Raw genomic sequence first — 25,894 nt, 5'->3', positions numbered from 1 at the left:
TAACACAATTAAGAAGGTGTAAATAAAAAAAGACACTTTCCCAAACTTTGAAAATGTACTTTGATATTTAACGTCTACTAAAACAAACAAATAACCTCTAAAGAGATTCAATTAGATTCATCTACTAATTTATCTACTACATTTCCATTTTCATCAAAAACAATGAACATATTAAAATTAGAGATAACCTAAATAAAATTTTCATTTTCATCCCTCAATGTAATGATTTCCTACATTTTACCACAAACTATCCTAAAACAATTTGAACGTTGGATACAAAAAAATAACCTCTAAAGAGATCCCTAAATTATATTTTTAGTTGATTAATTTTAAAAAGGTAAATCATCTTGTATTTTAGGCGTACCTTTCTTACTAAATCTGTAATGTCATTTTCTCTGTTGTAAACAACACTAACAATTTGAAAGTCGTTTGGATAGCGAACAGAGTTTTTTATCTTTTGTATCCACTCATAAGCTGATATAGCAGCAGTCCAGTCTGGTTCTTTTCTAAAGTCAGTTGTTATGACTGAACAACTACCAGATTGTAAGAACTTAGCACCGTTCGCAAACAATTGATCCTCAATCTGAATTTCCATTTGTATACTCCTAAATCTCTGTGCCTTTTACTTCCTGAATTTAAATAGTACTTTTTTTAATCCTCAACGATCACACTAATAATTTCATTAAATTTAATTTTCTCGAAGGAACTATCTTTCTTCTGAATACTTAACTCTTTCGTGACAGGATCAATATACACACAGTATCCATGCAGTTCAATTGGATTTCCCTCGTTATGCAATCTAAAGCTTATCGGTAAATGATATTCCATTGCATAATGAATGTTGTTTTCAAATTCTTCAACCTGGTATTCATCAAGGATAGGTTTTTTATTTAAGAAATAATCGTCCTTATCCTTTCTTTTATGTAATGCTTTATGTTCTGGTAACATTAATGCTGCTTGCCATTTAATGATACCTCTATCACGAATTGTACCCATTAGAAGAAGCCCTCCTTTTTATTTATTATATACGAACTAACGTTCTAGTTAAAGACAGAAAAAAATGCCTGTTCAAGTGATGTGAATACGAACGATGCATCAATGCCTCAATTCTGGAACCGATTATTATAATTTAAAATTTTATAGGCTAGACCCTAGAAACGTTTTAGTTTAATAGAATAAAATCCACCTAAATAGATAAGGGGAGTTTTTTTTAAAAGGGCTATAGAGTTTAAACGGTTTACTTTAATAGAATATACTCCACTTGATTAAGTAAGAGGGGGAATTCAAATGTTAAATACGAAAGTTTATGTAGGCAAGGCAAAGAACAGGTGGAACAGTTTCACAGTAGGGATAATCGTTGGTATCGGAAATGACCAATATTACATAGTAAGGTTTAGAGATGGAAGGAAAACGTGGATTAGGAAAGATTGGATTTTGTTTTGGTATTAGAAAGCTCCCTACGGGGAGTTTTTTTAGTTTATAGTAAAATATAGGAAAACATTAAATAGGGGGATGTAAATGAAAATTTCATCAAAGTTATCGTTAATCCTTATCTGTGCATATTTTTTGATTCCTGCAGCCGAAGATTGGATGACTTGGCCTCCATCTGTTTACATTTTCGATGAAAATGGGAGGCTAGTGGATAAATTAGTAGATACACCTTAATGAATCTCTTTAGAGGTTCTTTTTTTTATTTGTGTAGCTTTGAAATAAAGTTTGATTTAATTAACTCTATAAACCTTGATAAAATAGTAAATAGAAAAAGCGTGTTTTGAAAAAAAATCAAAACACGCTTTAAATATGTTCAATTAAACCATTCGTTTATAAATAAGTTTGAATGAAGGGTTATATTTTCCCTATAATAGAAATAACCACCAATTCAAAAGAATAAGTGGTTACTAGAACTATTATTTAACGTCAAAAAATCCTTCTGTTCCTAAGGATTTAATGTGATTTTTCATCTCTATTTTATTTTTATTTTTTCAATGCTTAATATTAATTTTTCTTGTAATGGAAAAATCACTTCTTGTTCTGCTCTGATAGCCGGTGAGTTTAATTCGAAATTTTTAATATCAAGTTTCATAGCTTCTATAAATCCTTTAACACTAATTCCTGGATTATCTTTTGTTGCTTCTGCTGTAATTATTGTATGAGAACACGATGAATCGAACCAATATAAATCTTCTAATTTTTCAGCTGATGTCCATGAAACATAATGATTATTATAATTCACTTCCTCAAGGTCTAAATGAACTCTTCTTATTTTCCCTGTATACAGTAGATATTTTGCAAACTCATTTTCTTCTTTATCTTCACTGTTCTCCCAATTACGAATATTTTGTAATAACTTTTTCCAATCTTCATCTGTTTTATCTAAACTACTTCTACCACTTCCCTCTTTTGGATGATTTACCCACATTCGAAATAATTCTAATAGATCCATTTTTAACTCCTTATTTTTAATACATACAATTATACTCTCTTGAATAATTTGATGTCTTTTTTATTTTCCTAAAAACTAAAAAGACCATTTACAAAATAGTAAGTGGTCTTGCAATCTTTAAAGAGATAGGAAATTCCGGTTCATCTTTTTTATAAACAGTTAAACTTTATTTCAAAGCCACAATTTGAAGTAATTTTAAAACCCAGCTACCTTCATAAATCGGTTATTTACTCAAATGGAACGTATTCTCGAAATCAATCACCTGACATCCATTACTTCAGAGGTCGTAGAAGCTGCAAGAAATAGCTTAGTGATTGGACGTAAATAATGAAAAAATCCCAGCTAATCCTCATATGTGAAAATAGCTGGGATTTTAACGTTTAGTGTGCAAAATAACACTTAAAATAAGTGCAAAGTACCGACGAAAGTGACAGCAATAAAAAACGTCCTTTTCAAATCGAACAGTGGTGTGTTCAGAAAAGGACGAGTTTTGGAACAAATAATAATATGTGTGCTTTTTTAACTTTGTTCAGCAATCTAGCCATATTGTTGAAGAACATCAAAGCTAATTTGATCGATTTTTTATAGAACATCGCTCTAGACACGAAGCTCTTCTTTTATATTTCAATTTGCACCTTATTTTTAAAGTAATATTTGATCTAGCTATGGTATATTCAAGTAAAGAGGGCAAAGGAGTTTTTAGATGAGTCAAAGATTGAACCAATTAAAGGGCAAATTTGAAAGTAATGGTATAGATTATAAAAAAATAGGTTTTCACTTAGACGATGCTTTTCTGTTAGCTGAACAGAAAGGGATAATTACTCTAGAGGATTACGCCGAGTTTTTAATAATTCAAAGTTATAGTGATGAATACTTTGAATATGCGAAAGAAAAAGTTAAGAAAATATCTGAATATATAGCTAACCTTGTTATCGAAGAAAATAAGTACGGACAATGTGTTGAAATAACAATATCCTTAACAAATTTACTTGATGAACTTGCCATATGGAATTTTGGAGTAAAAGGTAGCTTAACTATATCTTCTGAAGATGAGAAGTTTGAGCCACAACATTTTTACGACCTTACACCTAATAATAACGTTTCTGCTCCTCACGCTTGGATTTATGTACCCACTGTTGGAATTATAGATTTGACTTTACAAAAACAGTTTTATACATCCAAGAAGGTAAGTAGTTACTTACCTAAATATAACATTATAAAAGAGAGCGATTTTTCTTATATTCGAGCTAATAAAGATGACATCATTGATCCTGTCGTTCAAGTTCATCCAAGATATAAAGTCTATGGTCAGCTGAAACTTCAGGAAGTAAGACAGTTTAATAAGAAGTTTAAAGCAATTAATCTGGTTAGTAATAATGTATCTTTTAGATACATCCCAATAGGTATTGCCTTACCTGATGCAGGCTTTGATGAAAATAGTAATAAACGAAAGATTAACGGGAAAACGCTGAAAATTATTTATGATGAAGTTAAAGAGCTCTGAAAAATAACTAATATGAGTTATGTCGGTATTCAAGAAACGGGCGCGATTGCTGAACAAAGAGCAGTCGCTTTTTTAGTAGTCGGATCCGAATAGTTCTATATGTAGCTTTAAAATAAAGATTGATAAAAAACTCTCTTCTCTCCGTATACAATAACAATTAAAAAACCGTTATTTTGAAATGAGATTGATCAAAATGACGGTTTACTTTTAATTAAGTATCAATTTTTTTTAATAAAGTTTGATTATTTCTTATTGACCTAAAGCCCCGGCAGATTAGCACATGCTTTTTAGTGAAACAATTGGTAGTTTGAAAGTGGGATATTCCCCTTTCTTTTTCTATTTCCACCATTCTGTTTTCCAGTAACCACTCTCACGCAAACTATAATTAATCCAAGTAGCTACATTATTAAAGATTTGTTGAAGTCCACATGCTGCTTTTTCATTGTGTTCAGACACCCTACTTAATAGGTTTTGATACCTATCCCTCAATGAAGGGTGATCCTGACTAGGTTCTTCAGGGGTTTTATCATATATAGCCAGCATTAATATTACTATTAACGGAGCTAATAAATTATTGTCGTTTCTTTCTTTCAGCCCTCTAATTAATAGATCAAAGCCAAAATTATCTGCAGCAAATTCATCTAAATGCAATTGATTAGAAGTAACATCCGTCGGTATGAATTTTGATACAATGTTTCTTCCATTCGACTCTGTATGTTTTAAGAAATGATGACCAATTTCATGACCTAATACAAATTTCATGCCTGCTTCATACAATTCTGATGCTATATGTAATCTAGATCTAGGAGATTTAAGATCCACCTGATCCTCCTGTGCAACTTCTGTAGCTTTTTTCAGTAGCGCTTTCTTGTCAATCAAATACAATAATAATTCAGCCATTTCTGGAAGTAGCTTAACCCTTTCACTCATATCTCTAATTTGCATACCATAAACATGGTAAGCAACCAAATCAGAAATAAGATGAATATTTAATTCCATTTCAAAATGCATTTTAATTAAATAGCCTTCAGATTCCGCAACCATGTTTATTGCTTCTGCATCTACTCCCGGTTTGCCAAGCATTCCAACCCAAATTTGTTTTAGCCCATTAACCAGGTCGTCTTCTGCATCTGTAATAAAATCCAGAATTAGACTATTAATAAAAAAGTCATTACTGTACCACATTTCTCGCCCTAAACCTGAATTTATTGCATTTCCAAAGTCCTCTTGTTCTTCTAGTATTTTAAGCATTTTATTTTTCAGATAAGGATTTTCGTTGTTTATTGCTTCTGCCAAATGTTTATCCCAATCTTCCACTCCGCCTAAGAATCCATCTAAAAATCTTTCTTTTGCTGATTTTTTATCTTCCATTTTGTTCCCCTCATTTTCTTCTTTTAGCAAGTAATCTTATCAAATAACAATCTCATACCTTGATTTTGTACTATCTTATTTACTTTTATACGTTTCTTTTACAATTAGGATTCACTGGAAAAAGTATAATCCAATTTTGCTAAACAGCCCATATTGTTAAAGAAAAAAACCTATAAAACCTATAATAACAGGATTAATCAAACTTTATTTTAAATAATCGAACTTTATTTTAAATGAACACTATAAATAATTGGATGTAAACTAATTAAGAAACCCAGCTAATCTTCTCATGTGAAGGTAGCTGGGTTTTAAAGTTGGATGTGCAAAATAGCACTTAAAAAAGGTGCAAAATAAATCCTAAAGTAACACGTCCTTTTCAAATCGAACAGTGGTGTGTTCAGAAAAGGACGAGTTTTGGAACAAATATTGGGTTTGAAAAATGTTGACAGGTTGCTTTTTTGATAAAGAGCACTTTTTTAATTTTATTCCGCAATCGGACCATTTAGTTGAACAAGCAACTCTATTTTTGCGTAATAGACTGATACAGCGCAACAAGAACTTCATTATTGATGGCTTTGTAAAAAAATGTACTTAAAGTAAGCAGGCAGACTTGTTACAAAAATATTTATTAAATGATTGGTGGGGACATTCTACCCATTCAATGTAACATCTCCTAATTTGTATTTTCAACTGGTGTCCCTATCATACTTGTGATTGAAACAAACACGTTTTCTCTTCTAAAGGGAATTAACATTACATTAATAAATAAAATATTGTATCAGATGACACTATCCTTCAGTATTTTTAGAAATTGTATTCTTGAAATTATTATCTTTTATTCTCATATATCACGAACGCTCACTGAACTTCTTCCTTCACTGATGCATTGTATATAACAACGCCAGTACCAAATCAATTGTATCTCTATAAGAATATAAAATGCGGTGGGATAGACACTCTTGCATACAAGTTGGATGCAAAAATATGTATATTACTCTTTGATATAACCCTATTAACCCATATAATAAAATTAGCTGTATCCTTTTTAGGTGATAGTGCATCCATAAAATAGGTAATTGCCATGGAGCTTTTAGTAACTAAGTTTTGTCTTAAAGAACATTTGAGTTTTGAGAAAAAGAAATGAGATGGGGAGAAATCAGAAAGTGGATTTGAAATCGTTAAGCATTTATTTGAAATCGATAAGTATTGATTGGAAATTGGTTTTACCAATAATCATAGCAATAGTTGGAGTAATAATGGCTCACGCACTTACAATTAGAAGAGAACGAAGTAAGTTTTATTTGGAGTGTTTTCAAAACTTTATATCTCCAGCATACTTTAGAACTCTACGATTTTTAACTGTAAAGGGTTTACCCTACAGGTTTATTAAAGATGGGAACACATCAAAAGATTTATATGATGATATATTAGGTTTTATGGAAAACAACATTAAGTATGCTCCTCCTAATGTAATTAATAAATTGGCTGCGGTAAAGTTACATCTCTCATTACACTTTACACAAATAGACAGCAATTCGCCTTATCTACAAACAGTTAAATCAGATGAAATAGCTCTTTGCTTAGTGGTTTTAAAAGAATACAAGAAATATTGCAAAAGAATAAAAATATTAAATAAGCAGACAAGAAAAGATATTACTTTGTTACAAGGTTTATGTGTTATGTGGTTCTTTTTATTCACAGGGACAAACATAAATACTGCTGATTTAGTTTTTAAACATAAGGACTTAATAATAAAAAATATTAATTTGAAGCGATTAAGTAGGAAATCAAAGAAGTTTTTAAGAAATAAAGAAATTATTTTTCATGTTGGGGATTATAAAAAATTTATTGAAAAAGAAATAATAAAGAAATTACCTGCCGAAGAAGCGTTAGAATTCCAAGAGAATATTAATTAAGTCCATCCTGGATAGCCTATATATTTTTGCCAGGATAACACCTTTTCAAACTTCATCAAGCTATCTCTTAGGTTCAATTTTTATCCATTTTTTCGTTATGACCAATATTCCATAATCGGGCGTTTTTCCGTAGTAACTAAAAGCCCAATTTCCCAATAAAATGTTGAGAAATTAGGTTTTTTTCTATTTACTTATAGTGCAAAATAACTCCTAAAGTGACAGCGTTTTGGCGACTTCTTAAAGTTACAAATAAGTTAAGTTCATTTTATAAACAACAGTTTAAGAAATGTTTTTCAATTCCTCTGTTAATCGTAGGAATTCTTCTTTGTTTTGATCCTGTAATGACTGGTCAATCTCTTTTCGGATTTGCTCTTTTCGGAAATTAAGAAGGGCTTTGTTTAACACCATTTCAGCAAATTCAGAATCCATGACGTTTATTTCAGGTTGTGGTGGTGTATTAGCCAAATTCTTTTCCATAGGAAACCAACTCCTTGACCTTTTTTCTATTATACCAACAGTTTTCAGAATATTCAAATATTTATTCAAGTAGTTCCAATGAAATATTCCGTTTTTTAAATGAAAATGAATCAGTGAAAAGTATAAGTGAAAGAACCGGTGTAACGAGAATGACAATCTATAACATTAAGAAAAGAAGTAAGAGCATGTTTTAAACATGCTCTTCTTAATAAAAAGGATTATAATTTATAACCTTTTCATTAATTTGATATAAATATTCGTCAATTTCTTTCGTTGTTTTACAGTGGCGATAAACAAGTGCATAGTCAATGGCATTAGGGTTCTTGTCATATGGTACTAAAAACCACTTTATTTTCTTTAAGGCAATGTTAGTCAATTCGGTATGACGAGAAGCAAGTTTTTCAAAAACGTCTTTATATGTGTTATATGCATATTCAACTAACGAAATTTTATCTTGGGTTTTCATTGTTAAATACCCTTCTAAAGAATGAGTTGCTTGAGCAACTAGGAAGGATATTTTATACATATCCCATGAATGATTAAGATCAACAATTATTTTATGTTTTAATTGCTGGCTTTTTTCCAATGCGTTAAACGTTTGAATATTTAATATTAGCTTATCAATAAGACCTTTATATTTTTCAAAGAAATCTTTATCTGATAAATCCCTAATATCTTCAGCTATGTCTCTCTCATTCTCTTCAATAAATCTGCGAGCAATATGCGCTTCACCATCTTGATAAATAGTGTTGACAAAACCTTTTTTTTCAGGAATTCGTAATTGTAATTCCTCTTCTAATAGCACTTCGTGTTCACGCTTTAGTTTCTTAATAATCCATACAAGCCTATCATTCATTTTGTCCTCAATCTCATCAAACAGCATTACACTATATTTAAATTCATCGTTCATTCTAAATCTAATCTTGTTTATAGGAGCAGCATGTTCTTCAGGACGATGATAAGTATAATTTGTTGTTACCCTTTTTCGATTAAAGACATTATTTTCTGTTACTGTTTCAAAATTAAAATCGATTGTTAGCTCCTCTTTTTCTACATCCAAGAAGTAACAAATCCCAACCTCACCATAAAGCTTTTTCTCTAATTCGTTTCTTTTTCTTGCGCCGGTATGATCCTTGGCTCTAGAAAATTTAAGATACGTAGTTTTATCTAAAATCCAAAATCCTTGTATTCCAGCAGTGTTATAAAGGTTATGCCTACTTTCCCAATCAGTAAGACTAAGTTGACTATGCTGAAATTCAATAGCCCACCTTAATCCTTTAAAATCCCCATGAGTGTGCTTTATAAATACATCTGCAATTTGTTGGGTTTCTGGAATATATACTTCATATTCTATTTCAGCTCTTGGAAATCGACTCTTAAGTAATTTATATAGAATCTCTTTTCCTTTTACATGAGAGTCAGTTTCTGGCTCATGATAATCTGTAACACATTCTGAATTATGATGTGCGAAATGAGGTCTTTTTACCTTTCCTGGCTTATAAATAACAGTGCTTTTACAATTCGGGCAAAGCAGCTTCTTTTTAGTAGAGAGTATTTTAGTAGTATCAACGTCACAATTTGATGCTATTAAAGTATCCTCATTAGATGTAATGCATCTTAACAAATTAATCACCTTTCTTTTAGAAATATTTGTTATTTAATTTTAAACTATAAAATAAAAAATAAATTGAAAATTTAAAATTTAAAATCAGGTGTAACAAGAATGACTATCTATTAGATAAAGAAGAAAATATGAAATTGTGTAATTGTACTATTGTGTAGTTGTGTTAGAATTATCGTACAAAATATGGCTATACAGCCATGGATTGGACAGGTGTTACCAAAGGCGCTACATACCGTAAACCGCTCCCCTAAACATATGAAATGCAACTTTTAAAGGAAGAAAATCTATACCTACGCTATCTGTTGTGATTAAGAAAGTTAGAAAAAATTTCATTATTTTGTCGCTAATATTCTCTTCTCGTAGGATATTTAATAATGGTAATAGTAATAAAGGTAAAAGAAGAATAATAGAGAGATAGAACTTAACAATAGGCCCTTTGTTATGAAGATCAGTGGTTCCAAAAAGAGATACTAAGACATATGAGACTATATAAATAAACAAATAAATCGGAACAATTATCATTAGCCTAAATAAACATAAGTATATCTTCTTCTTATTTGTTATTAAATACTCTTCAATTTTTTGAAGACCAGGTTAAAAAGTTTAAAATAGGCTCTAATAATAAATCATATGGACTCAAAAAATAAACTCCTTTCTCATGTATAAATCTCACTTTTTCGGTTAGAAAATCACAATAGAATATATATATTACCATTTTTGTAAATTTCCAAACGTATAATCCAGTGTTTAGTTTAAGAAGAAACCTCCGACAACCTCGCACATGTTTTTAACATCAAATAGCCCGACCGGTTGCCGCCAGTCGGGCTTAAATATTCATCCATTTTGTTATGAAGTAAATAAATTACTGAAAGGTGGGTTACCTGCCTTCTTGTACCTATCATTTTTCTTTCCGGAATTTAGATAATGCCGACTCTGTACCTTTTCCGAAGACAGAATCAAATCATTAAGGGCCGTAAAGTATAGCCTGTAGGATCCAGGTGAGATTGCCTTTGCACCATTTTCGCCATAAAAAATTTTTTATAGTTATTTTATTATCGAAGATAATTTTTGCTCAACCCATTTACTAATACTAATTCCTTCTTGTTCAGCTAAATCTGAAATTGTTTCTAACAATTCGATAGGTAACTCAAAACTAGTTTTTCTATTGGAACTACGCAATATCAAAGTATCATCTTCATGATGCATTTCACCATTGATTAAATACGGTAAGATATCAGCAATACCAAACACCTCAGATATTAATGGTCTCTCCCCTGCCCGAATGAAGATTAAAACTGAACTATCTTGTTCTCTCATTCTTACGTTTTCCATACCCCAAATTTCATATAAATAGTCAAGGAATGGATAAAATACAACTTCATTTTTTGGTACCTGAAACTCAACATATCCTTTATAATCCAAAGTAGGTTGGTGGATCGAGTATGATGGCTTTAAAGTATAAGTTTTCATTCCTTCTTCATACGTCAACCACTTTTGGATATTGGGTAAGTAGAAACCAAATACTTTTTCTTCATTACGAATCACACGTGCCTCTGGTATTTTAGTCGAATGAAATCTTTGATACAAAACAATATCATTTTTCGAATCATAATATTCATGTTTTTTTGGTCGCTGTATTTCAGATGGTTTGAGTGATTTCTCTGCTTCCTGATAGGCCGTTTCTGAAATTACATACGTGATTCTTTCATCACCATAAGGGACGGATTCAGCTTTTATTGAACCATCTTGAATATACTTATAAACACTTTGTACAGATAATCCCAATTTCTTTGCAACTTCATTTGGGCTCATACCTGTAGGGAAAGATTGCTTTTCATAGACTAATCGATCCACTTCCGCTTTTTCATATCGTGCCTCTTTATGTAATCGATGTGGGTCCAGAATTTTCATGATTTTCTTCTGCTTTCCATAATGGTAGACCGTTGCCTTGGATACTCCTAATAAATCAGCTACTTCTTTTTGTGTATACCATTCCACTTTATCCCCCTCCCATCCTTCTTGATTATCCGTTCCGGTTTTTGGAACATTCCGTTGGTTCCCATTCGTCAATTCCTCATGATACAAGACTGCTTCCGCCTGGCCAAATTTCACACGATATTGGAGACGTGGGTGCTCGATCACTTCCAAAATCAAGCCTTCTTTTTTCTCATATTGTTTAAAGTAGTAAAAACTCTCTGGGTCATCTTCTTCCGTACATGTTAGGAGAACAAAAACCGTTTCCCCCATTTCATAAGATACAGTCTAAATGTTTTTTACATGGATTAGTTTATTCATAATTTGTCTATTCACCCTTTTTATTTTATTGCTATATGTCTATATATCTCAGGATTAACTATTTATTCATATTGACTTAAATAAGGATAATTCTAAATTCCTCTTATATAATCATTATCAATTTAATATTTGAATCCGAAAATATTATTATAATTGTTGAATCTGATTATCTACTAATTATAGTACACCTAAATAAAGATAGGATTTATTTAGGTCCTCATACCTTTAGGCATGCTTTTGCCATCATTCTCACTTAAATGGAGTGGATGTCTATCAGATTATGAAGAGTCTGGGCCATGAGCAGCTTTCCACTTCAGAGATATATTTGGAGAAAGTTTTTGAAAAATAACGCCATGCGATTCATTTGTGGTTTGGGGAGTTTATATATAGAATCTTCATATTCAGAGGGGTTTTTGCTGATTTTGGACTCTATTGAATGGCGCGCTCTTAAAAGATCCAGTTTCGAAAATGGTTTAAAGATTAAGGATTTGAAAAATAGTCCATATTTAATAAAAGATATTTTTACACCTACATTTAATTCATGTATTTTTACTTCTTTTTATAAAGAAAGAAAATGATAAAAGAGGGAGAACAAATCATCTGGATGTTCTCCCTCTTTTTTAGAATCCCTTAGATAGGCCTGACGTAGGAATGATAGGACATGGGAGGAAAGCCTCCAGGGGCGGAGTTGGAAAATGTTCATAACATGGTAAAATTCCATTGTTCTTTTATTTCACAATGCCTTAATGTCCCTAAGTTACTTCATATATCCGTTAACATACATTCAAAATGTACCCCCTGCGAATAAGCTGGTTTTTACGAGAAAAACGTATTAAACTGAGGAAGTTCAATAAGGTGAGGAGCCTGGCGGCGAAAAAAGGATATTTAGTTTAAAAAGAATCACAAGTAGATGAAATCTATATTGTGATTCTTTTCAAGCTTAAAAAACTCATATTCAAATATTTAATTCCTCTCCCCGAACTCTTTTCCTGCTGATTTTTGATCCTTTATTTTAAAAGAAATCAGGAAGCTAATTAACGAAAGTACAGCGATGACAATAAATGAGATTTGTGCGCCATACATATCAGGATGGACTATCTCGTGACGCTGCTGAGCATTTTCGGTAGCTGATGTCATTACGGTAACAAGTATTGCAGTACCTACAGAAGCGGCAATCATTTTCATCGTATTATCCATTGCTGCTCCATGGGCGATTAACCGTTTAGGCAGCTGGTTTAAGGCGGCCGTTGAAACAGGCATCATAACCATGGCTAATCCGAACATCCGAATACTGTACATTACCATTATAAATGTAAAACTTGTCGAAGGACCAACATCTATAAAAGTAAAGGAGGAAGCGGTTATGAGGAGTAATCCGCCAATAACCAACCACCTGGCCCCAATCCGGTCAAAAATACGTCCAATGAACGGTGACATTATACCGGTAATAAGTGCTCCAGGTAGTATCGCTAATCCAGCTTCAAAGGCAGTAAATCCTCGCATGTTTTGCATAAATAGCGGGATGAGCGTTTCGGCACCAATCAGCCCCATAAAGGTAATGGCTCCAATAATGATAGCAATCGGGAATAATGAATACGTGAACACCCGGAACTCCAGCATTGGATGCTTCAATCGCAATTGCCTTTTGATAAACCAAACAAGTGAAATTGTTCCAATGCCTAGGGATATGATGGTACTCCCGTCTGTCCAGCCATAATTACCAGCAGCTGTAAATCCATACAATAATCCACCGAAACCTACAGAAGATAAAACAATCGAAAGCACATCCACTTTTGGCCGTGTAACTTCTGTTACATTTTTTAAAGCGAAGAACGCAACTATGATATCAATAATAGCAATTGGAAGTATGATAAAGAATAACACCCTCCATGAGTAGGTCTCCGTAACCCAGCCCGACAAAGCGGGCCCAATTGCCGGCGCGAAGGAAATGACCAGCCCGACCAGTCCCATGGCTGCACCCCGTTTATGAACAGGGAAAATCATTAGGAAGACTGTTTGCATTAACGGGAGCATAATTCCTGCTCCGCTCGACTGAATCATCCTTCCTAGCAGCAGCATTCCAAAATTTGGAGCTAGCCCCGCTACCAATGTACCAATAGCAAAAATCCCCATGGCTGAAAGGAAGAGCTGTCTGGTGGTAAAGCGCTCCAGTAAAAACGCGCTAACAGGGATCATGATCCCATTAACAAGCATAAAAACGGTAGTTAGCCACTGTGCACTATTTGCCGTAATATTCATTTCCTCCATTACAGGAGGAATCGCGGTTATCATTAATGTTTGATTCAAGATCGCAATAAATGTACCCGCAAGCAAAAGGGCAACAATTGTTGACTGTTTACTTTTTGTTGAACTCAATTATGGTCCCCCTTTCCGATTTGGAAAAAAACATACTTTTGTAGATTACACGAATTCATATCAGATATCCAGTTATTTGCTGTTAAAAATATAAGCAATAAAGTCGGCATTAAATACTTACTTTCCCTACAAATAAAAGTGGATTTCCTTTGAAGAACAGGCTGCAATTGATGTACTTTCTATTGGCCTAGTCATAGGGTTGCTGTCACAGACCGAAAAGTAGCAGATAAGTAGAGAGATGATGGGGAACACAGGAGCAAAGTGTATGCTCCTTATGTTGTTTATAGGGTCCGTTTCAGAATAGCTCTGTATAAAAAAACCTGTGAAATAATTCCTTTAATGGAGTATTCCTTACTGTCATACATTCGTAGGACCAAGACTATTTTATCCTTGGTTATATATGATCTCATCTTTCAAGTAATTTTTCGTTTCTCGGTTTCTTCTTGTATAAATATTATCAACTAAGGATAATGTCATTTTATAAAGTAGGTTACCTTGTTTTTCGTTAGTGGCTTGATGAATGGCCAGAGTGTTCTTATCTTTAGTCTTCCCTACCCATTTCGTCATTACATTGTATCCCCTTGTAGAATATAAGTTTTGTGCTGAAATTAAAAAAGAGCACTTTGAAAATACCGATGCTCTTTAAATAGTAAAAAATAAAATTATTATTTTCTGATTCTTATACCTTTTCATTGTGCTATCACAAATATAAAGGTGTATTTCCATTCCTGTTTAGTAATCTTTTTTTCACCAACCAAGCGCCTCCCATAATTCCTGCATCATTTCCTAACGTGGCATTGGCTAACTCCACTCCTTGCAATACTCTTGGAAAAGCAAAACGAGTAAATTGCTCTTTTAAAGGTACTAACAGTGCATCCCCTGCTTTGGAAACTCCTCCACCAATGATAATTTTCTCAGGATTTAAACCATTCGCAAGATGAGCTAATGCTAATCCTAAATAAAGGGTAACTTTCCCAATCACTCTATTAGCTAATTCATCACCCTCATTCGCTACTTCAAATACTAGCTCAGATGATAATATTTGATGTTCATTGTAAAAATCCCTCAGTCTACTTGGTGTCTCAGTAAAAGATAATTCTTCAATCGCTAAACGAACAATACCTGTGGCAGATGCTATGGTTTCAATACATCCCGTTTTCCCACAATTACAAGGTGCCCCATCCTCTACGAGAGAGGTAATATGCCCTATTTCGCCACCTGCCCCATTTATTCCATGTACAATTTGCCCATTGGAAATAATTCCACCACCAATGCCCGTTCCCAAGGTGATACATAATAAATCTTTTGAACCTTGTCCAGCACCTTTCCACATCTCCCCAATGGCTGCTGCATTTGCGTCATTATCAACTATGACTGGCAAAGATGTTCCCATTTCAAGAAGATCCTTCAAAGGAAAGTTATTCCACCCTAAGTTAACTGCGACATCAATAGAACCATTCCCCAAGTTAACAGGACCGGGTGCTCCAACCCCAATACCAATTAACTTCTGTTTTTCTTGCCCCAAGTCACTTAATGTTTGATCTATTGATTTAGCCATCTCCTTAGGAATATTTTTCCCTTTTTCATTTATATTGGTAGGAATTTTCCATTTATATATAATCTCACCATTTTGATTGATAAATGCCATTTTAATAGTTGTACCGCCTATATCTGCACCCACTAACCATTTTTCATCCATCAATACTCACCCATTTTCATTCAAGTTGGCAAGGAACTGTATGCCTTCACCTTACGGCAAGTTAAGATTAAATTCGTTAATCTTGTACTAGCTATCGACTATACAGCTTTACTTTTTTATATAGTAATTAAGAAGTTTAACTCCTATCTTTCCTTGTTCAATAGAAATTTTTCTAGAGCTACGATAGCCCTTTGTTCATCGTCCCCATCTGCAGTAAATTTAAACTCCTTTGCCATGTCTAACTGTCAGGGCCATTCCCCCGATTTTACTTTTCTCAACTACCTTTTTTCCTTTTTCACAATATTAATGTCACTGTTAAAAGATGATGCTTTTCCTACAAATTTCAGCACCAGATCGAGATTGGAGTCCATGACGAAGAAGAACGTCAATTTTTTTCTACCATTAATCCTCACTATCTATATTTTTAATTGAAATTAAAAAACTTATTTCTCGTAGTTCATACATCTGTTATAAGACATCAGCTTCTCTTCTTTTATGTGTTTTCATAGGAAGTGAAATACGAGTCTCCGTTTTACTATCAAAGAAGTGTACCTTGTTCATGTCTATAGCTAATTTCATTTGTTGACCTGCTTTCACTTCTGTACGAGCATCCACGCGCGAAACAAAGTTCTGATCATTAATTTGTGAATAAACCATTATTTCAGCACCCATTAATTCTGCCACTTCCACTTTAATATTTATTGTTGTATTCGGTGAGGCATCAACGAAAATCAGCTCATCATGAAAATCTTCTGGACGTACACCTAAAATTATTTGTTCACCTATATATCCTTGCTCACGTAATCCTTTCATTTTTCCCTCTGGCACCTCAATGCGTATCGGTCCGATATGGAAGATACCCTCTTTTAAGGTACCAGTAAAGAAGTTCATCGCAGGAGAACCAATGAACCCGCCAACAAATACATTTGCAGGTTCGTCATATACTTCTTTTGGTGCACCCAATTGTTGAACAATTCCATCTTTCATAACAACAAGACGAGTTGCCATGGTCATCGCTTCTGTTTGATCATGCGTTACATAAATTGTGGTGGTTTGTAAGCGTTGATGTAGTTTAGCAATTTCAGAACGCATTTGGACACGCAGTTTTGCATCCAAATTGGACAAAGGTTCATCCATTAAAAATACTTTTGCATCACGAACGATTGCACGACCTAAAGCAACACGTTGACGTTGCCCACCCGAAAGGGCCTTTGGTTTACGCTGTAAGTATTGCTCTAGACCAAGGATATGGGCAGCCTCTTGTACACGACGATCAATTTCCTCTTTCGCGAATTTACGTAATTTCAGACCGAATGCCATATTGTCATAGACGCTCATATGGGGATATAAAGCATAGTTTTGGAATACCATTGCAATATCTCGGTCTTTTGGTGCCACGTCGTTGACACGTTTACCATCGATAAAAAAATCGCCTTTTGAAATCTCTTCAAGTCCTGCAATCATGCGAAGAGTAGTTGACTTACCACAACCAGATGGACCAACAAAGACAATAAATTCTTTATCTTCAATCTGAAGGTTAAAATCTTTCACTGCTGTTACGTTTTTATCGTAGATTTTATAAATATGATTTAAACTTAACTCGGCCATTGTTTTCTCCTTCTTGATTCAGATTTTTTAATTTGTTATAGACTAGAATTTTATGATAATTTGATATTGAAAAAATATTGTGATATGGATCAAGTAGATTCATACCACAACGATCTTTCAATAAAATTAACTTGTTATGCCCACCACATCTGTGAAGGTGATTCCTCAATTAAAACCGTTTGTAAGTTTGTCACTGCACGTTCGAATCCCTCATCAATAGACATGATCGCATCTTCATGCTCGATACTTACCACATAATCATACCCGTATGTGCGTAATGCACTCATCATATCTGACCATTCTTTTAAACTATGTCCACAACCAACTGAACGGAACGTCCATGCCCGCGAGCGAACTTCTCCATATGGTTGCATATCGGTTAACCCAAACATATTAATATTTTCTTGATCTAAATAAGTATCTTTGGCATGAAAATGATGAATGGCATTTTCTTTGGCTAAAATCTTAATGGCTGCCACTGGATCAATTCCTTGCCACCATAAGTGACTTGGATCTAAATTCGCTCCAATTGCATCACATGTTTGTTCTCGAAGTTTTAACAAGGTATAAGGTGTATGAACTAAAAATCCTCCGTGCAATTCTAATCCGATTTTCACGTTATTCTCTTTTGCATACTCTCCTACTTCTTTCCAATAAGGAATGAGCTTTTGTTCCCATTGCCAAGTTAAGATCTCACCATATTCATTTGGCCATGGAGTAACCGGCCAGTTTGGGTATTTAGCCCCCTCGTGATCACCAGCTGTTCCTGAAAAGCAGTTGACAACAGGTACATCAAGTAAAGAGGCCAGCTTAATCGTTTTACGTAAGGTTTCTTTGGATTCTTTTGCAAACCCTTCTTCTGGTGAGATAGGATTTCCGTGACAACTAAATGCACTAATCGTCAATCCACGATCCGCTACTTTCTTTTTATAGCTTTCTCTCGCATTCGCATCTTCTAATAATTCATCTAACGGGCAATGATGGTTTCCTGGATAGCAGCCTGTCCCAATTTCCACGGTATGTAACCCAGCTGTTTGCACTTTATCTAGCATGTCTTCAAATGAATAGTTTGCAAATAGAACAGTAAATACACCCAATTTCACGTTGTTTTCCTCCTATAGGTCCCAAATTCTTAATATGGTAAGATATTTTTATAAAGCAGATTTTAAACTGCTGGCTCTTTTATCGCTAAAAAGGTACTTACAATTTGTTTGGTTTCATGAGATTCAAAAGCGGCTAGAATAACAGATAGAGATTTTGCCCCTTCCTCTCCTGAAACGGCTGGCTCTTTATCCTCTACGATAGCATTTACGAATTGTTCAATCACATGTGAGTTGTCTTGGCCGCCCTCATCGTTTGATTGAATTTTGCCAAGCTCATAATTTGCAACCTCACCTGTTGCGTATTGAACGATTAAGGAATACGTTGGATGATCTTCTAAACGAAGAATTCCTTTCTCACCGTAAATAATCGTGGAGTTATCTTCTTGACCCACGTACGCCCAACTAGATGCGAGCGTTCCAATAATTCCACTTTCTGTTTTTAACACACATACTGCGTTGTCATCGACATTAGCAAAATCTTTAGCGTTCGTTTGCACAAATGCACCTACTTCAACGATTTCTTCACCAAGAATGTAACGAAGTAAATCTGTTTTATGCACACCTAAATCTCCCATGGCTCCAATAAACGCTTCATTCTTTTTAAAGAACCAACTCTCTTTACCGTCAACACTCCATTGCTCAGGTCCTCCATGACCAAATGCGGTACGGAAGCTATATATTCTTCCAATTTCACCACATTCAATAAGCTGACGTGCTTTTTGATGGGATGAAACGAAGCGTTGATTGTGACCGATCATAAGTTTTTTGCCACTTTCTTTTGCTGCTTGAATCATAGCCTGAGCTTCTTCTTTTGACGTAGCCATTGGTTTTTCACACAATACATGAACGCCTTTGTTTAAAGCTGCGATTGATATGGGCGCATGCAAATAATTTGGTGCACAAACACTCACTGCATCTACCGTTTCGCTTGCGAGTAACTCTTCATAATTTTTATATACTTTTGCATCATACTGCTTGGAAACTTCAATGGCGCGCTGTTCATTTATATCACAAACTGCTACAATCTCTACTTCTTTATTCATTTTATATTCTGGTAAATGACGAAGTTGAGCGATACTTCCACAACCTATAATCCCTACTTTTACTGTTTTCATAATCAGTTTCCCCTTTATTATCCTTAATTTTTCACTGCAATTCGTTCCAGTGGTGTTGCATTTCCGTATATAGGACGTTTTCTGTCAACTGGGTGTGCCCATTTCACGCCATTTATAATGACACGTTGAATATCTTTATTGTGATATGTTGGATACGTTTCATGGCCTGGTCTAAAATAAAAGACTTTTCCATTGCCTCTTTTATATGTGCAACCACTGCGGAAAACTTCCCCACCTTCGAACCAACTCGTAAAGACTAATTCGTCTGGAGCCGGGATATCAAAATGTTCCCCGTACATTTCTTCGCGTTCTAGCTCGATATATTCTGAAATGCCTTCAGTAATCGGATGACTAGGATCTGTTACCCAAAGACGCTCTTTTTCATCTGCTTCGCGCCATTTTAAATCACAACTTGTACCCATTAATGTTTTGAAAATTTTGGAGAAATGGCCTGAATGCAATACGATTAAGCCCATTCCATCTAATACACGCTTCTTTACCTTTTTAACAATTACATCGTCTACTTCATCGTGAGCTAAATGCCCCCACCAAATCAGCACATCTGTTTCTTCTAATACAGCATCTGTTAAACCGTGTTCGGGATCATCCAATGTAGCTGTTTTTACATCAAATCCGCTTTCTTTTAAAAATGCTGCAATAGCACCATGAATACCTTCAGGGTAGACTTCTCTAACAACTGGATTTTTTTGTTCATGTCGATTTTCATTCCATACAGTTACTTTTACCATCATAAATACTCCCTCTCATTTTGATTTGATGTATTGAAATTATTATCCGTAAATCTCCAACTTCACAATACATAAGCTGTCGATTTGACTGCCCAACCGCTTTCTAAAGTATTTTCTTTAGAGGTCTGCCTGCCAACCTATCACTCTATGGCCTGCACTGAATTAAGTCGTTAAAAACAACGTAAACGTTTACGTTAATGGTACTGTAGTCTTCCTCATAGCGGATAACGGCTGTCAATGCCCGTGAGTTGTGGAACAGCCATTACATCACTTGAACAGATTACGGCTGTAAATGTTGGATAGTCCAAACTTGAACCACCCTTTCTATTCCACGTTGAAGACCATAATACCCATATGTACTCATTTGAATGGTTACCGTAACACCAACATCATTTATAGCGTCCTTAAATCCATTTACACGAGGAATTGTCGAAATGACATCTCCTTTTGTTCCGGCAATCATCCCAACATCAATTCCTGTTAAAACTTCACTTGTTAATTGTTTCGATACTTTGAGAACCAGTAAGCAATATATCTAGTACAACAGCCTTAGCCAGATAACCAATCTCGTCAATCACTTTTCTGAATGCCAGAAACAGATAAAACTGGCTTTCTTTGCTGCATCAATAATAGTAATTTCCACCAACTTTCTACGTAAACGTTTTCTAAAAACACACTAGCACATGTGTAAAACCTTTTCAATGATTTTTCAGATATTTTTGAATTTTATTTATTTTATAGATATTCTGTTACTACAAAAAAAGGGAACTATTCTTGCACAAATAGCTACTTCGAATCAAAGGATAGACTTACTTATCTGGGACTTAGATTCAAAGGTAAAAATTTTTTATTCGATTGATGATCAGTCCGGATTTACTATGCTTCTTCCTTCTTGAATATAACCCGCGCCCGTTAGCTGAAAGAATGTTGTTTTACCTGTACAATTAGCATTAGCAATCTTTTAACTATCTCACGTGAACTTTCGGAAGTCGCGCTTACTTTTATCCACGAACTTCGGCTTTCTAAAGACACATCTTCTATCCTGGAGACTCTTCTTTTTATAGGCTGTGCTTCCTATGTTTTCTTTCATTTCCCATCTCCAACGAGTCTGTTTCTCTCCCCAAAGATGGCAGAAATAGTCGCCTATTTTGTGTTGGTAATTTCGGTTTTCTGTGAATGGTTTTTTGATTTCGCTTATGTTAACCTCTCTTCACTCCAACTATTTGCAACTGTTTATTTATCATTGTGTATGTGTGTAACATCATATTATGTTTTCGTTTTCTATCTGGGGCATTTGTTTTCGAAAACCTTTATTTACATCTACATCCACCTCTATTAACCCTTTTTTCAAAATATATGCTTCATATATTTTTCATTCACATAATCGTAAAATTAACGGATTAAATGTTTACATATGAAACAAGTCGTTTGACGGAAGTTAGAATATTCAAATTTTGAAATAAATTGTATTGAAAACGCTTTATTTATATGTTAAGGTTTTTTAGAAAACGTTTACGTAGAAAGTTGGTAAAACATGTCGATTACCATTAAAGATGTAGCAAAGCAAGCAAATGTATCCGTTGCGACTGTTTCTCGTATTTTAAATAATTTGCCTGGCTACTCGGATGAAACACAACAACGAGTAAAAAAGGTAATCAAAGAACTTGGTTATCAACCTAATGCCGTTGCAAGAGGTTTAATTAATCGCAAAACAAAAACGATAGGTGTACTCGTTCCCAATGTATCTGATTTATTTGCAAGTGAGGTTTTAGCCGGAATTGAGGAACAAGCTCATGAGTTTGGTTACAGTGTAATGATATGTAAAACCAATCATGATGGTAAACGAACGATCAACTACTTGCAGGCATTGTATGAAAAACGGGTGGATGGAATTATTATCGTCAGTGAATTTATCACACTAGATTACTATAAAGCGATTGAAACAAACAATGTACCGGTTGTATTAGTGGCAACACAATCAGACTATCCCCTTCCCTTTATTAAAGTAGATGATTATCAAGCTGCTTACGATGCCACGACCTATTTAGTAGAAAAAGGGCATTCACATATTGGAATGATTGCAGGAACAAAAAGCGATATCATTTCGACAATTCCACGTGTAAAAGGCTTTACAGACGCATTAAATCACGTGGGAATAACAGTGACCAATGAAATGATCACGTATGGAGATTTTTCTTTCAAGAGTGGTATTGAGGGGATGGACGATTTATTGAAAAGTTACCCAAAAGTAAGAGCTGTATTTTGTGCAAGCGATGAAATGGCTGTAGGAGCCTTATCACTTTTATATAAAAAAGGAATCAGAGTACCGGAAAGTATATCCATTATAGGATACGATAATACAGCTACAGCTGAGAAGGCCATTCCCCCACTTACGACGGTAGCGCAGCCCTTATATAAGATGGGTAAAGATTCCATTCAACTTTTATTGGATCCATCTTTAAAAATAAACCAGCTTTATCCTCATCATATTGCTGAACGTGATACAGTTCATTCATATAGCGAATAAAGGTTAAGTTACAAGTTGGGGTGATTACACTATTATCACTCCAATTATAAACAGCTTAACGTAAACGTTTACTATCATTGATGATTCCATTAGAGTAAACGTTTACTTATGCATAAAATAGACGAAATTTTCAGACGGGAGATACGTATATGAAGAATAAGTGGCGTTACCTCTGTACTACAGCATTTATAGCCAGTTTACTTACAGGATGTACTAATCAAACAACAGCTGATGAAAAAATCCATATTGAATTTTTTCAAAATAAGCCGGAAGCTGTAGCGACATTTGATCATTTAATTGAAAGGTTTGAAAATTTACACCCCAATATTGATATTGAACAGAATAACGTTCCTGATTCCGAGACGGTATTACGGACGAGATTGGTGAAAGAAGATGTACCAGACCTTTTAGCGATCGGAGGCAATACTACGTATGGCGATATTGCAGAAGAAGGATTATTTTATGATTTTTCAAAGGATTCAGCCATCAATAAAGTTATACCAGACTATGTTAATATGCTTAATTTATTAGGTAGAACGAATAATGAGGATAATGGAATTCCCTTTGCGACGAATGCAAATATGCTTTTATATAACAAGGATAAATTTAAAGAGTTAGGGTTACAAGTTCCCAAAACATGGGATGAGCTAATTAACGTTTCAAAACGGATTCAAAAACAAGGAGAATTACCTTTTTATTTTACGTATAAAGATGCTTGGACTGCAATGGTCTCATTTAATGCCTTAGCAGGAAACTTGCAAGGTGACAACTTTATCCAGGATCGCAATTCCAATAAAACAACTTTTACAGAGCATTACAAGGAAACTTTAGAAAAAATGCTTACATTGCTCGATTATGGTCATAAGGATAATTTTGGCCGTGACTATAATGCAGGCAATCGGGCGTTTGCAAATGGTGAATCAGTTATGTATATCCAAGGTAGCTGGGCAATCTCATCAATTAAAGCAATTAACCCAAATATAAAACTCGGTTCCTTTCCCTTACCTGCATCCAATGATTCATCTCAAAACAAACTCGTATCAGGTGTAGATACTGCATTAACGATGTCAAAAGATACACCACATAAAAAAGAAGCGTTAATGTTTATTCATTTTTTATTAGAAAAGGAAAATTCACAGTATTACATTAAAGAACAAAACAGTTTTTCTGCAGTTAAAAATGTTTTACAAAATGATGAAGCTTTAAAAGAGTTAAACCCTTATTTTGTACAACAAAAAATCACTAGTTTTCCGGAACACTATTTCCCTGCTAGTATGCAAGCAGCCAATTTAGTACAGGATTTTCTAATTAAAGGAGAAGTCAAACCGTTCCTTTCAAAACTGGATGATGAGTGGAATAAAGTCAAAGCGAGAGAATAACAAGGGGGAAAAACGAGTGGTTAAACAATCCAAAGCCTATTACTGGATGGTGCTTCCAGCATTTTTAATATTTTTTGTATTTCATACAGTTCCAGTTTTTCAAGGAATGATTTATAGTTTTACAAATTATAAAGGGTATGGGGATTTTAATTTTGTTGGCTTAAAAAACTATGTGAATTTATTCCAAGACCAACGCATTTTGGCTTCCTATGGCTTTACATTTAAATTTGCCATTGTTTCCACTTTACTCGTAAATATCATTAGTTTGGCAATTGCCATAGGACTTAATGCAAAGATTAAATTTCAAAATACACTTAGAGCTGTGTTTTTCGTGCCGAATATTCTAAGTGTATTAATCGTTGGGTTTATCTTTAATTATTTATTTGCATTTTTTATCCCTCAAATTGCTGAAAAGTTGGGCATCACATCTTTAACACAAAATATTCTTGGTAACCCAGATTTAGCATGGGTTGGAATTGTGATTGTGGCTGTATGGCAAGCCGTTGCATTTAATACCATTCTCTATTTAGCAGGATTACAAACGATTCCAACTGAATTGTACGAAGCTGCTAGTTTAGATGGTGCGGGAAAATGGAAAAGTTTTAAACACATTACATTTCCACTTATTGCATCTTTCTTCACCATAAATATGGTGCTTGCGATGAAAAACTTTTTGATGGTATTTGACCATATTATTGCAATGACAAATGGAGGTCCAGGTCAATCCACGGAAGCCATTTCGGTATTGATATATAAAGGGGGCTTCTCAGGGGGGGAGTTCGCTTATCAGGCAGCAAATTCTGTGATCTACTTTATTTTAATTGTGGTTATATCAATCCTGCAAATTAAATTCCTTCAAAAACGTGAGGTGGATATGTAATGGAAAGTAAAAAAGTAAATTGGCCTATAACCATACTGCTAATTTTTTGCTCACTGGTTATCTTATTTCCCCTCTACCTAACAGTCGTGACAGCATTCAAGTCACCAGATGAAATGAGTAAATCCCTTTTGTCTCTGCCTTATACATTAAGATGGGAAAACTTCGCTGAAGCCATTCGCCTGACGAATTTTTTTCAATCTATTAAAAATAGCTTTATCGTTACAGTTTTTACAGTTGCTCTTACATTACTGACAAATTCGATGGTGGCTTATGCCATTGCACGGAATATGCATAGACGATTCTTTAAGTTGCTTTATTACTATTTTGTTAGTGCGATGTTTGTACCTTTTCCGATCATTATGTTGCCTGTTGTAAAGCAAACTAGCCTATTCGGATTAAATAATATGACAGGACTTATCTTTCTGTATATTGTATACGGTTTGGCTTTTAATATTTTTATTTATGTGGGCTATATACGTTCGATTCCCAAGTCATTAGAAGAAGCAGCTTATGTAGATGGAGCAAGTATTTGGACAGTATTTTGGAAAGTTATTTTTCCATTATTAAGCCCAATAAACGCAACAGTCGGAATTTTAACATGTTTGTGGGCATGGAATGATTTTATGTTACCACTTGTTATTTTAAGTGATCGTGATTCGATGACATTGCCGCTTGTTCAATATGTATTCCAGTCACAGTTTACAACAAATTATAACTTAGCATTTGCCTCCTATTTAATGGCACTCTCCCCTATGGTCCTTGTTTATATCATAGCTCAAAAATGGATTATTAGTGGTGTGACAAAAGGTGCTGTTAAATAAGGGAAAT

The 25,894-nt window shown here is 34.2% G+C and carries 24 protein-coding genes and 2 pseudogenes; 10 read left to right on the top strand and 16 right to left on the bottom strand.

What is annotated here, in order from left to right:
• Positions 1–307: 307 nt before the first annotated feature.
• Both ACQKMH_RS20145 and ACQKMH_RS20140 read right to left on the bottom strand, forming a co-directional pair.
• Positions 308–595, bottom strand: coding sequence for a hypothetical protein (locus ACQKMH_RS20145; protein ID WP_427589179.1), 288 nt, complete (start codon positions 593–595; stop codon positions 308–310).
• Between the two features lie 56 nt (positions 596–651).
• Positions 652–996: a YolD-like family protein gene (locus ACQKMH_RS20140; RefSeq protein WP_427589178.1), complete on the bottom strand. Its 345-nt coding sequence runs from the start codon at positions 994–996 to the stop codon at positions 652–654.
• A gap of 291 nt (positions 997–1,287) precedes the next feature.
• Between ACQKMH_RS20140 and ACQKMH_RS20135 the strand changes: the two genes are divergently transcribed.
• Positions 1,288–1,449, top strand: coding sequence for a hypothetical protein (locus ACQKMH_RS20135; protein ID WP_427589177.1), 162 nt, complete (start codon positions 1,288–1,290; stop codon positions 1,447–1,449).
• 69 nt (positions 1,450–1,518) lie between these two features.
• A complete protein-coding gene (locus tag ACQKMH_RS20130; protein ID WP_427589176.1) occupies positions 1,519–1,665 on the top strand; it encodes a hypothetical protein in 147 nt (48 codons plus the stop codon).
• 298 nt (positions 1,666–1,963) lie between these two features.
• On the opposite strand, the gene ACQKMH_RS20125 is transcribed toward ACQKMH_RS20130, so the two are convergent.
• Entirely contained in the window at positions 1,964–2,443 is a 480-nt protein-coding gene (locus ACQKMH_RS20125; RefSeq protein ID WP_427589175.1) for a hypothetical protein, read from the bottom strand.
• 214 nt (positions 2,444–2,657) lie between these two features.
• Here ACQKMH_RS20125 and ACQKMH_RS20120 point away from each other — a divergent pair.
• Together ACQKMH_RS20120 and ACQKMH_RS20115 are read left to right on the top strand one after the other, a co-directional pair.
• Positions 2,658–2,771, top strand: a pseudogene (locus tag ACQKMH_RS20120) (AAA family ATPase); the annotation flags it as partial.
• A gap of 375 nt (positions 2,772–3,146) precedes the next feature.
• On the top strand, positions 3,147–3,947 hold the full coding sequence (locus ACQKMH_RS20115; protein WP_427589174.1) for a hypothetical protein: 801 nt from the start codon (positions 3,147–3,149) through the stop codon (positions 3,945–3,947).
• Positions 3,948–4,283: 336 nt separating this feature from the next.
• On the opposite strand, the gene ACQKMH_RS20110 is transcribed toward ACQKMH_RS20115, so the two are convergent.
• The gene (locus ACQKMH_RS20110; RefSeq protein ID WP_427589173.1) at positions 4,284–5,318 is read right to left on the bottom strand and encodes a hypothetical protein; all 1,035 of its coding nucleotides are present in this window, start codon (positions 5,316–5,318) and stop codon (positions 4,284–4,286) included.
• Between the two features lie 1,163 nt (positions 5,319–6,481).
• On the opposite strand from ACQKMH_RS20110, the gene ACQKMH_RS20105 reads away from it, so the two are divergent.
• Positions 6,482–7,234: a hypothetical protein gene (locus tag ACQKMH_RS20105; protein WP_427589172.1), complete on the top strand. Its 753-nt coding sequence runs from the start codon at positions 6,482–6,484 to the stop codon at positions 7,232–7,234.
• Positions 7,235–7,513: 279 nt separating this feature from the next.
• Here ACQKMH_RS20105 and ACQKMH_RS20100 read toward each other — a convergent pair whose 3' ends face one another.
• From ACQKMH_RS20100 to ACQKMH_RS20090, 3 genes are all read right to left on the bottom strand, one after another.
• Positions 7,514–7,711, bottom strand: a complete 198-nt coding sequence (locus ACQKMH_RS20100; protein WP_387587461.1) for an IDEAL domain-containing protein — start codon at positions 7,709–7,711, stop codon at positions 7,514–7,516.
• 205 nt (positions 7,712–7,916) lie between these two features.
• Positions 7,917–9,335, bottom strand: a complete 1,419-nt coding sequence (locus ACQKMH_RS20095; protein ID WP_427589171.1) for a competence protein CoiA — start codon at positions 9,333–9,335, stop codon at positions 7,917–7,919.
• A 1,044-nt stretch (positions 9,336–10,379) separates the two neighbouring features.
• Entirely contained in the window at positions 10,380–11,477 is a 1,098-nt protein-coding gene (locus ACQKMH_RS20090; RefSeq protein WP_427589369.1) for a helix-turn-helix domain-containing protein, read from the bottom strand.
• Positions 11,478–11,968: 491 nt separating this feature from the next.
• Here ACQKMH_RS20090 and ACQKMH_RS20085 point away from each other — a divergent pair, with 491 nt between their 5' ends.
• Positions 11,969–12,208 carry a hypothetical protein gene (locus ACQKMH_RS20085; RefSeq protein WP_427589170.1) on the top strand — a complete coding sequence of 80 codons (240 nt, stop codon included), beginning with the start codon at positions 11,969–11,971 and terminating at the stop codon, positions 12,206–12,208.
• 385 nt (positions 12,209–12,593) lie between these two features.
• Here the strand turns inward: ACQKMH_RS20085 and ACQKMH_RS20080 are convergent, their stop codons facing one another.
• The 9 genes and pseudogenes from ACQKMH_RS20080 to ACQKMH_RS20040 all read right to left on the bottom strand — a co-directional run bounded on the left by ACQKMH_RS20080 (position 12,594) and on the right by ACQKMH_RS20040 (position 20,743).
• Complete coding sequence (locus tag ACQKMH_RS20080; RefSeq protein ID WP_427589169.1) at positions 12,594–14,006, bottom strand: DHA2 family efflux MFS transporter permease subunit; 1,413 nt, start codon at positions 14,004–14,006, stop codon at positions 12,594–12,596.
• A 281-nt stretch (positions 14,007–14,287) separates the two neighbouring features.
• Positions 14,288–14,413, bottom strand: a pseudogene (locus ACQKMH_RS20075) (recombinase family protein); the annotation flags it as partial.
• Positions 14,391–14,573 (bottom strand): hypothetical protein, encoded by a 183-nt coding sequence (locus ACQKMH_RS20070; protein ID WP_133345271.1) that lies wholly within the window; start codon positions 14,571–14,573, stop codon positions 14,391–14,393. The gene ACQKMH_RS20070 and the pseudogene ACQKMH_RS20075, both read right to left, overlap by 23 nt.
• A 133-nt stretch (positions 14,574–14,706) precedes the next feature.
• Positions 14,707–15,705 carry an ROK family glucokinase gene (locus tag ACQKMH_RS20065; protein WP_427589168.1) on the bottom strand — a complete coding sequence of 333 codons (999 nt, stop codon included), beginning with the start codon at positions 15,703–15,705 and terminating at the stop codon, positions 14,707–14,709.
• 468 nt (positions 15,706–16,173) lie between these two features.
• Positions 16,174–17,313: an ABC transporter ATP-binding protein gene (locus tag ACQKMH_RS20060; RefSeq protein ID WP_427589167.1), complete on the bottom strand. Its 1,140-nt coding sequence runs from the start codon at positions 17,311–17,313 to the stop codon at positions 16,174–16,176.
• Positions 17,314–17,447: 134 nt separating this feature from the next.
• Entirely contained in the window at positions 17,448–18,416 is a 969-nt protein-coding gene (locus ACQKMH_RS20055) for a sugar phosphate isomerase/epimerase family protein (RefSeq protein ID WP_427589166.1), read from the bottom strand.
• A 62-nt stretch (positions 18,417–18,478) separates the two neighbouring features.
• Positions 18,479–19,531 (bottom strand): Gfo/Idh/MocA family protein, encoded by a 1,053-nt coding sequence (locus tag ACQKMH_RS20050; protein WP_427589165.1) that lies wholly within the window; start codon positions 19,529–19,531, stop codon positions 18,479–18,481.
• Positions 19,532–19,554: 23 nt separating this feature from the next.
• Complete coding sequence (locus ACQKMH_RS20045; protein WP_427589368.1) at positions 19,555–20,280, bottom strand: ThuA domain-containing protein; 726 nt, start codon at positions 20,278–20,280, stop codon at positions 19,555–19,557.
• Between the two features lie 280 nt (positions 20,281–20,560).
• Positions 20,561–20,743, bottom strand: coding sequence for a hypothetical protein (locus ACQKMH_RS20040; RefSeq protein WP_427589164.1), 183 nt, complete (start codon positions 20,741–20,743; stop codon positions 20,561–20,563).
• 1,071 nt (positions 20,744–21,814) lie between these two features.
• Here ACQKMH_RS20040 and ACQKMH_RS20035 point away from each other — a divergent pair.
• From ACQKMH_RS20035 to ACQKMH_RS20020, 4 genes are all read left to right on the top strand, one after another.
• The gene (locus tag ACQKMH_RS20035; RefSeq protein ID WP_339201775.1) at positions 21,815–22,807 is read left to right on the top strand and encodes a LacI family DNA-binding transcriptional regulator; all 993 of its coding nucleotides are present in this window, start codon (positions 21,815–21,817) and stop codon (positions 22,805–22,807) included.
• Positions 22,808–22,956: 149 nt separating this feature from the next.
• Positions 22,957–24,186: an ABC transporter substrate-binding protein gene (locus tag ACQKMH_RS20030; RefSeq protein WP_427589163.1), complete on the top strand. Its 1,230-nt coding sequence runs from the start codon at positions 22,957–22,959 to the stop codon at positions 24,184–24,186.
• A gap of 46 nt (positions 24,187–24,232) precedes the next feature.
• Positions 24,233–25,066, top strand: coding sequence for a carbohydrate ABC transporter permease (locus tag ACQKMH_RS20025; RefSeq protein WP_230162282.1), 834 nt, complete (start codon positions 24,233–24,235; stop codon positions 25,064–25,066).
• Positions 25,066–25,887: a carbohydrate ABC transporter permease gene (locus ACQKMH_RS20020; protein WP_427589162.1), complete on the top strand. Its 822-nt coding sequence runs from the start codon at positions 25,066–25,068 to the stop codon at positions 25,885–25,887. Before ACQKMH_RS20025 ends, ACQKMH_RS20020 begins: the two co-directional genes overlap by 1 nt.
• The last annotated feature ends 7 nt before the right edge of the window (positions 25,888–25,894 follow it).

Source organism: Peribacillus sp. NPDC097895, assembly GCF_050277555.1.
Taxonomy (GTDB): domain Bacteria; phylum Bacillota; class Bacilli; order Bacillales; family DSM-1321; genus Peribacillus.
Note: the sequence above shows the minus strand (reverse complement) of the source record. Positions and strands in the feature narration are given on the sequence as shown.

What these genes read in the sequence shown, in the direction of transcription:
- ACQKMH_RS20145 (WP_427589179.1), bottom strand. Translation starts at nt 595, where the DNA reads ATGGAAATTCAGATTGAGGATCAATTGTTTGCGAACGGTGCTAAGTTC.
- ACQKMH_RS20140 (WP_427589178.1), bottom strand. Translation starts at nt 996, where the DNA reads ATGGGTACAATTCGTGATAGAGGTATCATTAAATGGCAAGCAGCATTA.
- ACQKMH_RS20135 (WP_427589177.1), top strand. Translation starts at nt 1,288, where the DNA reads ATGTTAAATACGAAAGTTTATGTAGGCAAGGCAAAGAACAGGTGGAAC.
- ACQKMH_RS20130 (WP_427589176.1), top strand. Translation starts at nt 1,519, where the DNA reads ATGAAAATTTCATCAAAGTTATCGTTAATCCTTATCTGTGCATATTTT.
- ACQKMH_RS20125 (WP_427589175.1), bottom strand. Translation starts at nt 2,443, where the DNA reads ATGGATCTATTAGAATTATTTCGAATGTGGGTAAATCATCCAAAAGAG.
- ACQKMH_RS20115 (WP_427589174.1), top strand. Translation starts at nt 3,147, where the DNA reads ATGAGTCAAAGATTGAACCAATTAAAGGGCAAATTTGAAAGTAATGGT.
- ACQKMH_RS20110 (WP_427589173.1), bottom strand. Translation starts at nt 5,318, where the DNA reads ATGGAAGATAAAAAATCAGCAAAAGAAAGATTTTTAGATGGATTCTTA.
- ACQKMH_RS20100 (WP_387587461.1), bottom strand. Translation starts at nt 7,711, where the DNA reads ATGGAAAAGAATTTGGCTAATACACCACCACAACCTGAAATAAACGTC.
- ACQKMH_RS20070 (WP_133345271.1), bottom strand. Translation starts at nt 14,573, where the DNA reads ATGACGAAATGGGTAGGGAAGACTAAAGATAAGAACACTCTGGCCATT.
- ACQKMH_RS20065 (WP_427589168.1), bottom strand. Translation starts at nt 15,705, where the DNA reads ATGGATGAAAAATGGTTAGTGGGTGCAGATATAGGCGGTACAACTATT.
- ACQKMH_RS20060 (WP_427589167.1), bottom strand. Translation starts at nt 17,313, where the DNA reads ATGGCCGAGTTAAGTTTAAATCATATTTATAAAATCTACGATAAAAAC.
- ACQKMH_RS20050 (WP_427589165.1), bottom strand. Translation starts at nt 19,531, where the DNA reads ATGAAAACAGTAAAAGTAGGGATTATAGGTTGTGGAAGTATCGCTCAA.
- ACQKMH_RS20045 (WP_427589368.1), bottom strand. Translation starts at nt 20,280, where the DNA reads ATGGTAAAAGTAACTGTATGGAATGAAAATCGACATGAACAAAAAAAT.
- ACQKMH_RS20040 (WP_427589164.1), bottom strand. Translation starts at nt 20,743, where the DNA reads ATGATTGCCGGAACAAAAGGAGATGTCATTTCGACAATTCCTCGTGTA.
- ACQKMH_RS20035 (WP_339201775.1), top strand. Translation starts at nt 21,815, where the DNA reads ATGTCGATTACCATTAAAGATGTAGCAAAGCAAGCAAATGTATCCGTT.
- ACQKMH_RS20030 (WP_427589163.1), top strand. Translation starts at nt 22,957, where the DNA reads ATGAAGAATAAGTGGCGTTACCTCTGTACTACAGCATTTATAGCCAGT.
- ACQKMH_RS20025 (WP_230162282.1), top strand. Translation starts at nt 24,233, where the DNA reads ATGGTGCTTCCAGCATTTTTAATATTTTTTGTATTTCATACAGTTCCA.
- ACQKMH_RS20020 (WP_427589162.1), top strand. Translation starts at nt 25,066, where the DNA reads ATGGAAAGTAAAAAAGTAAATTGGCCTATAACCATACTGCTAATTTTT.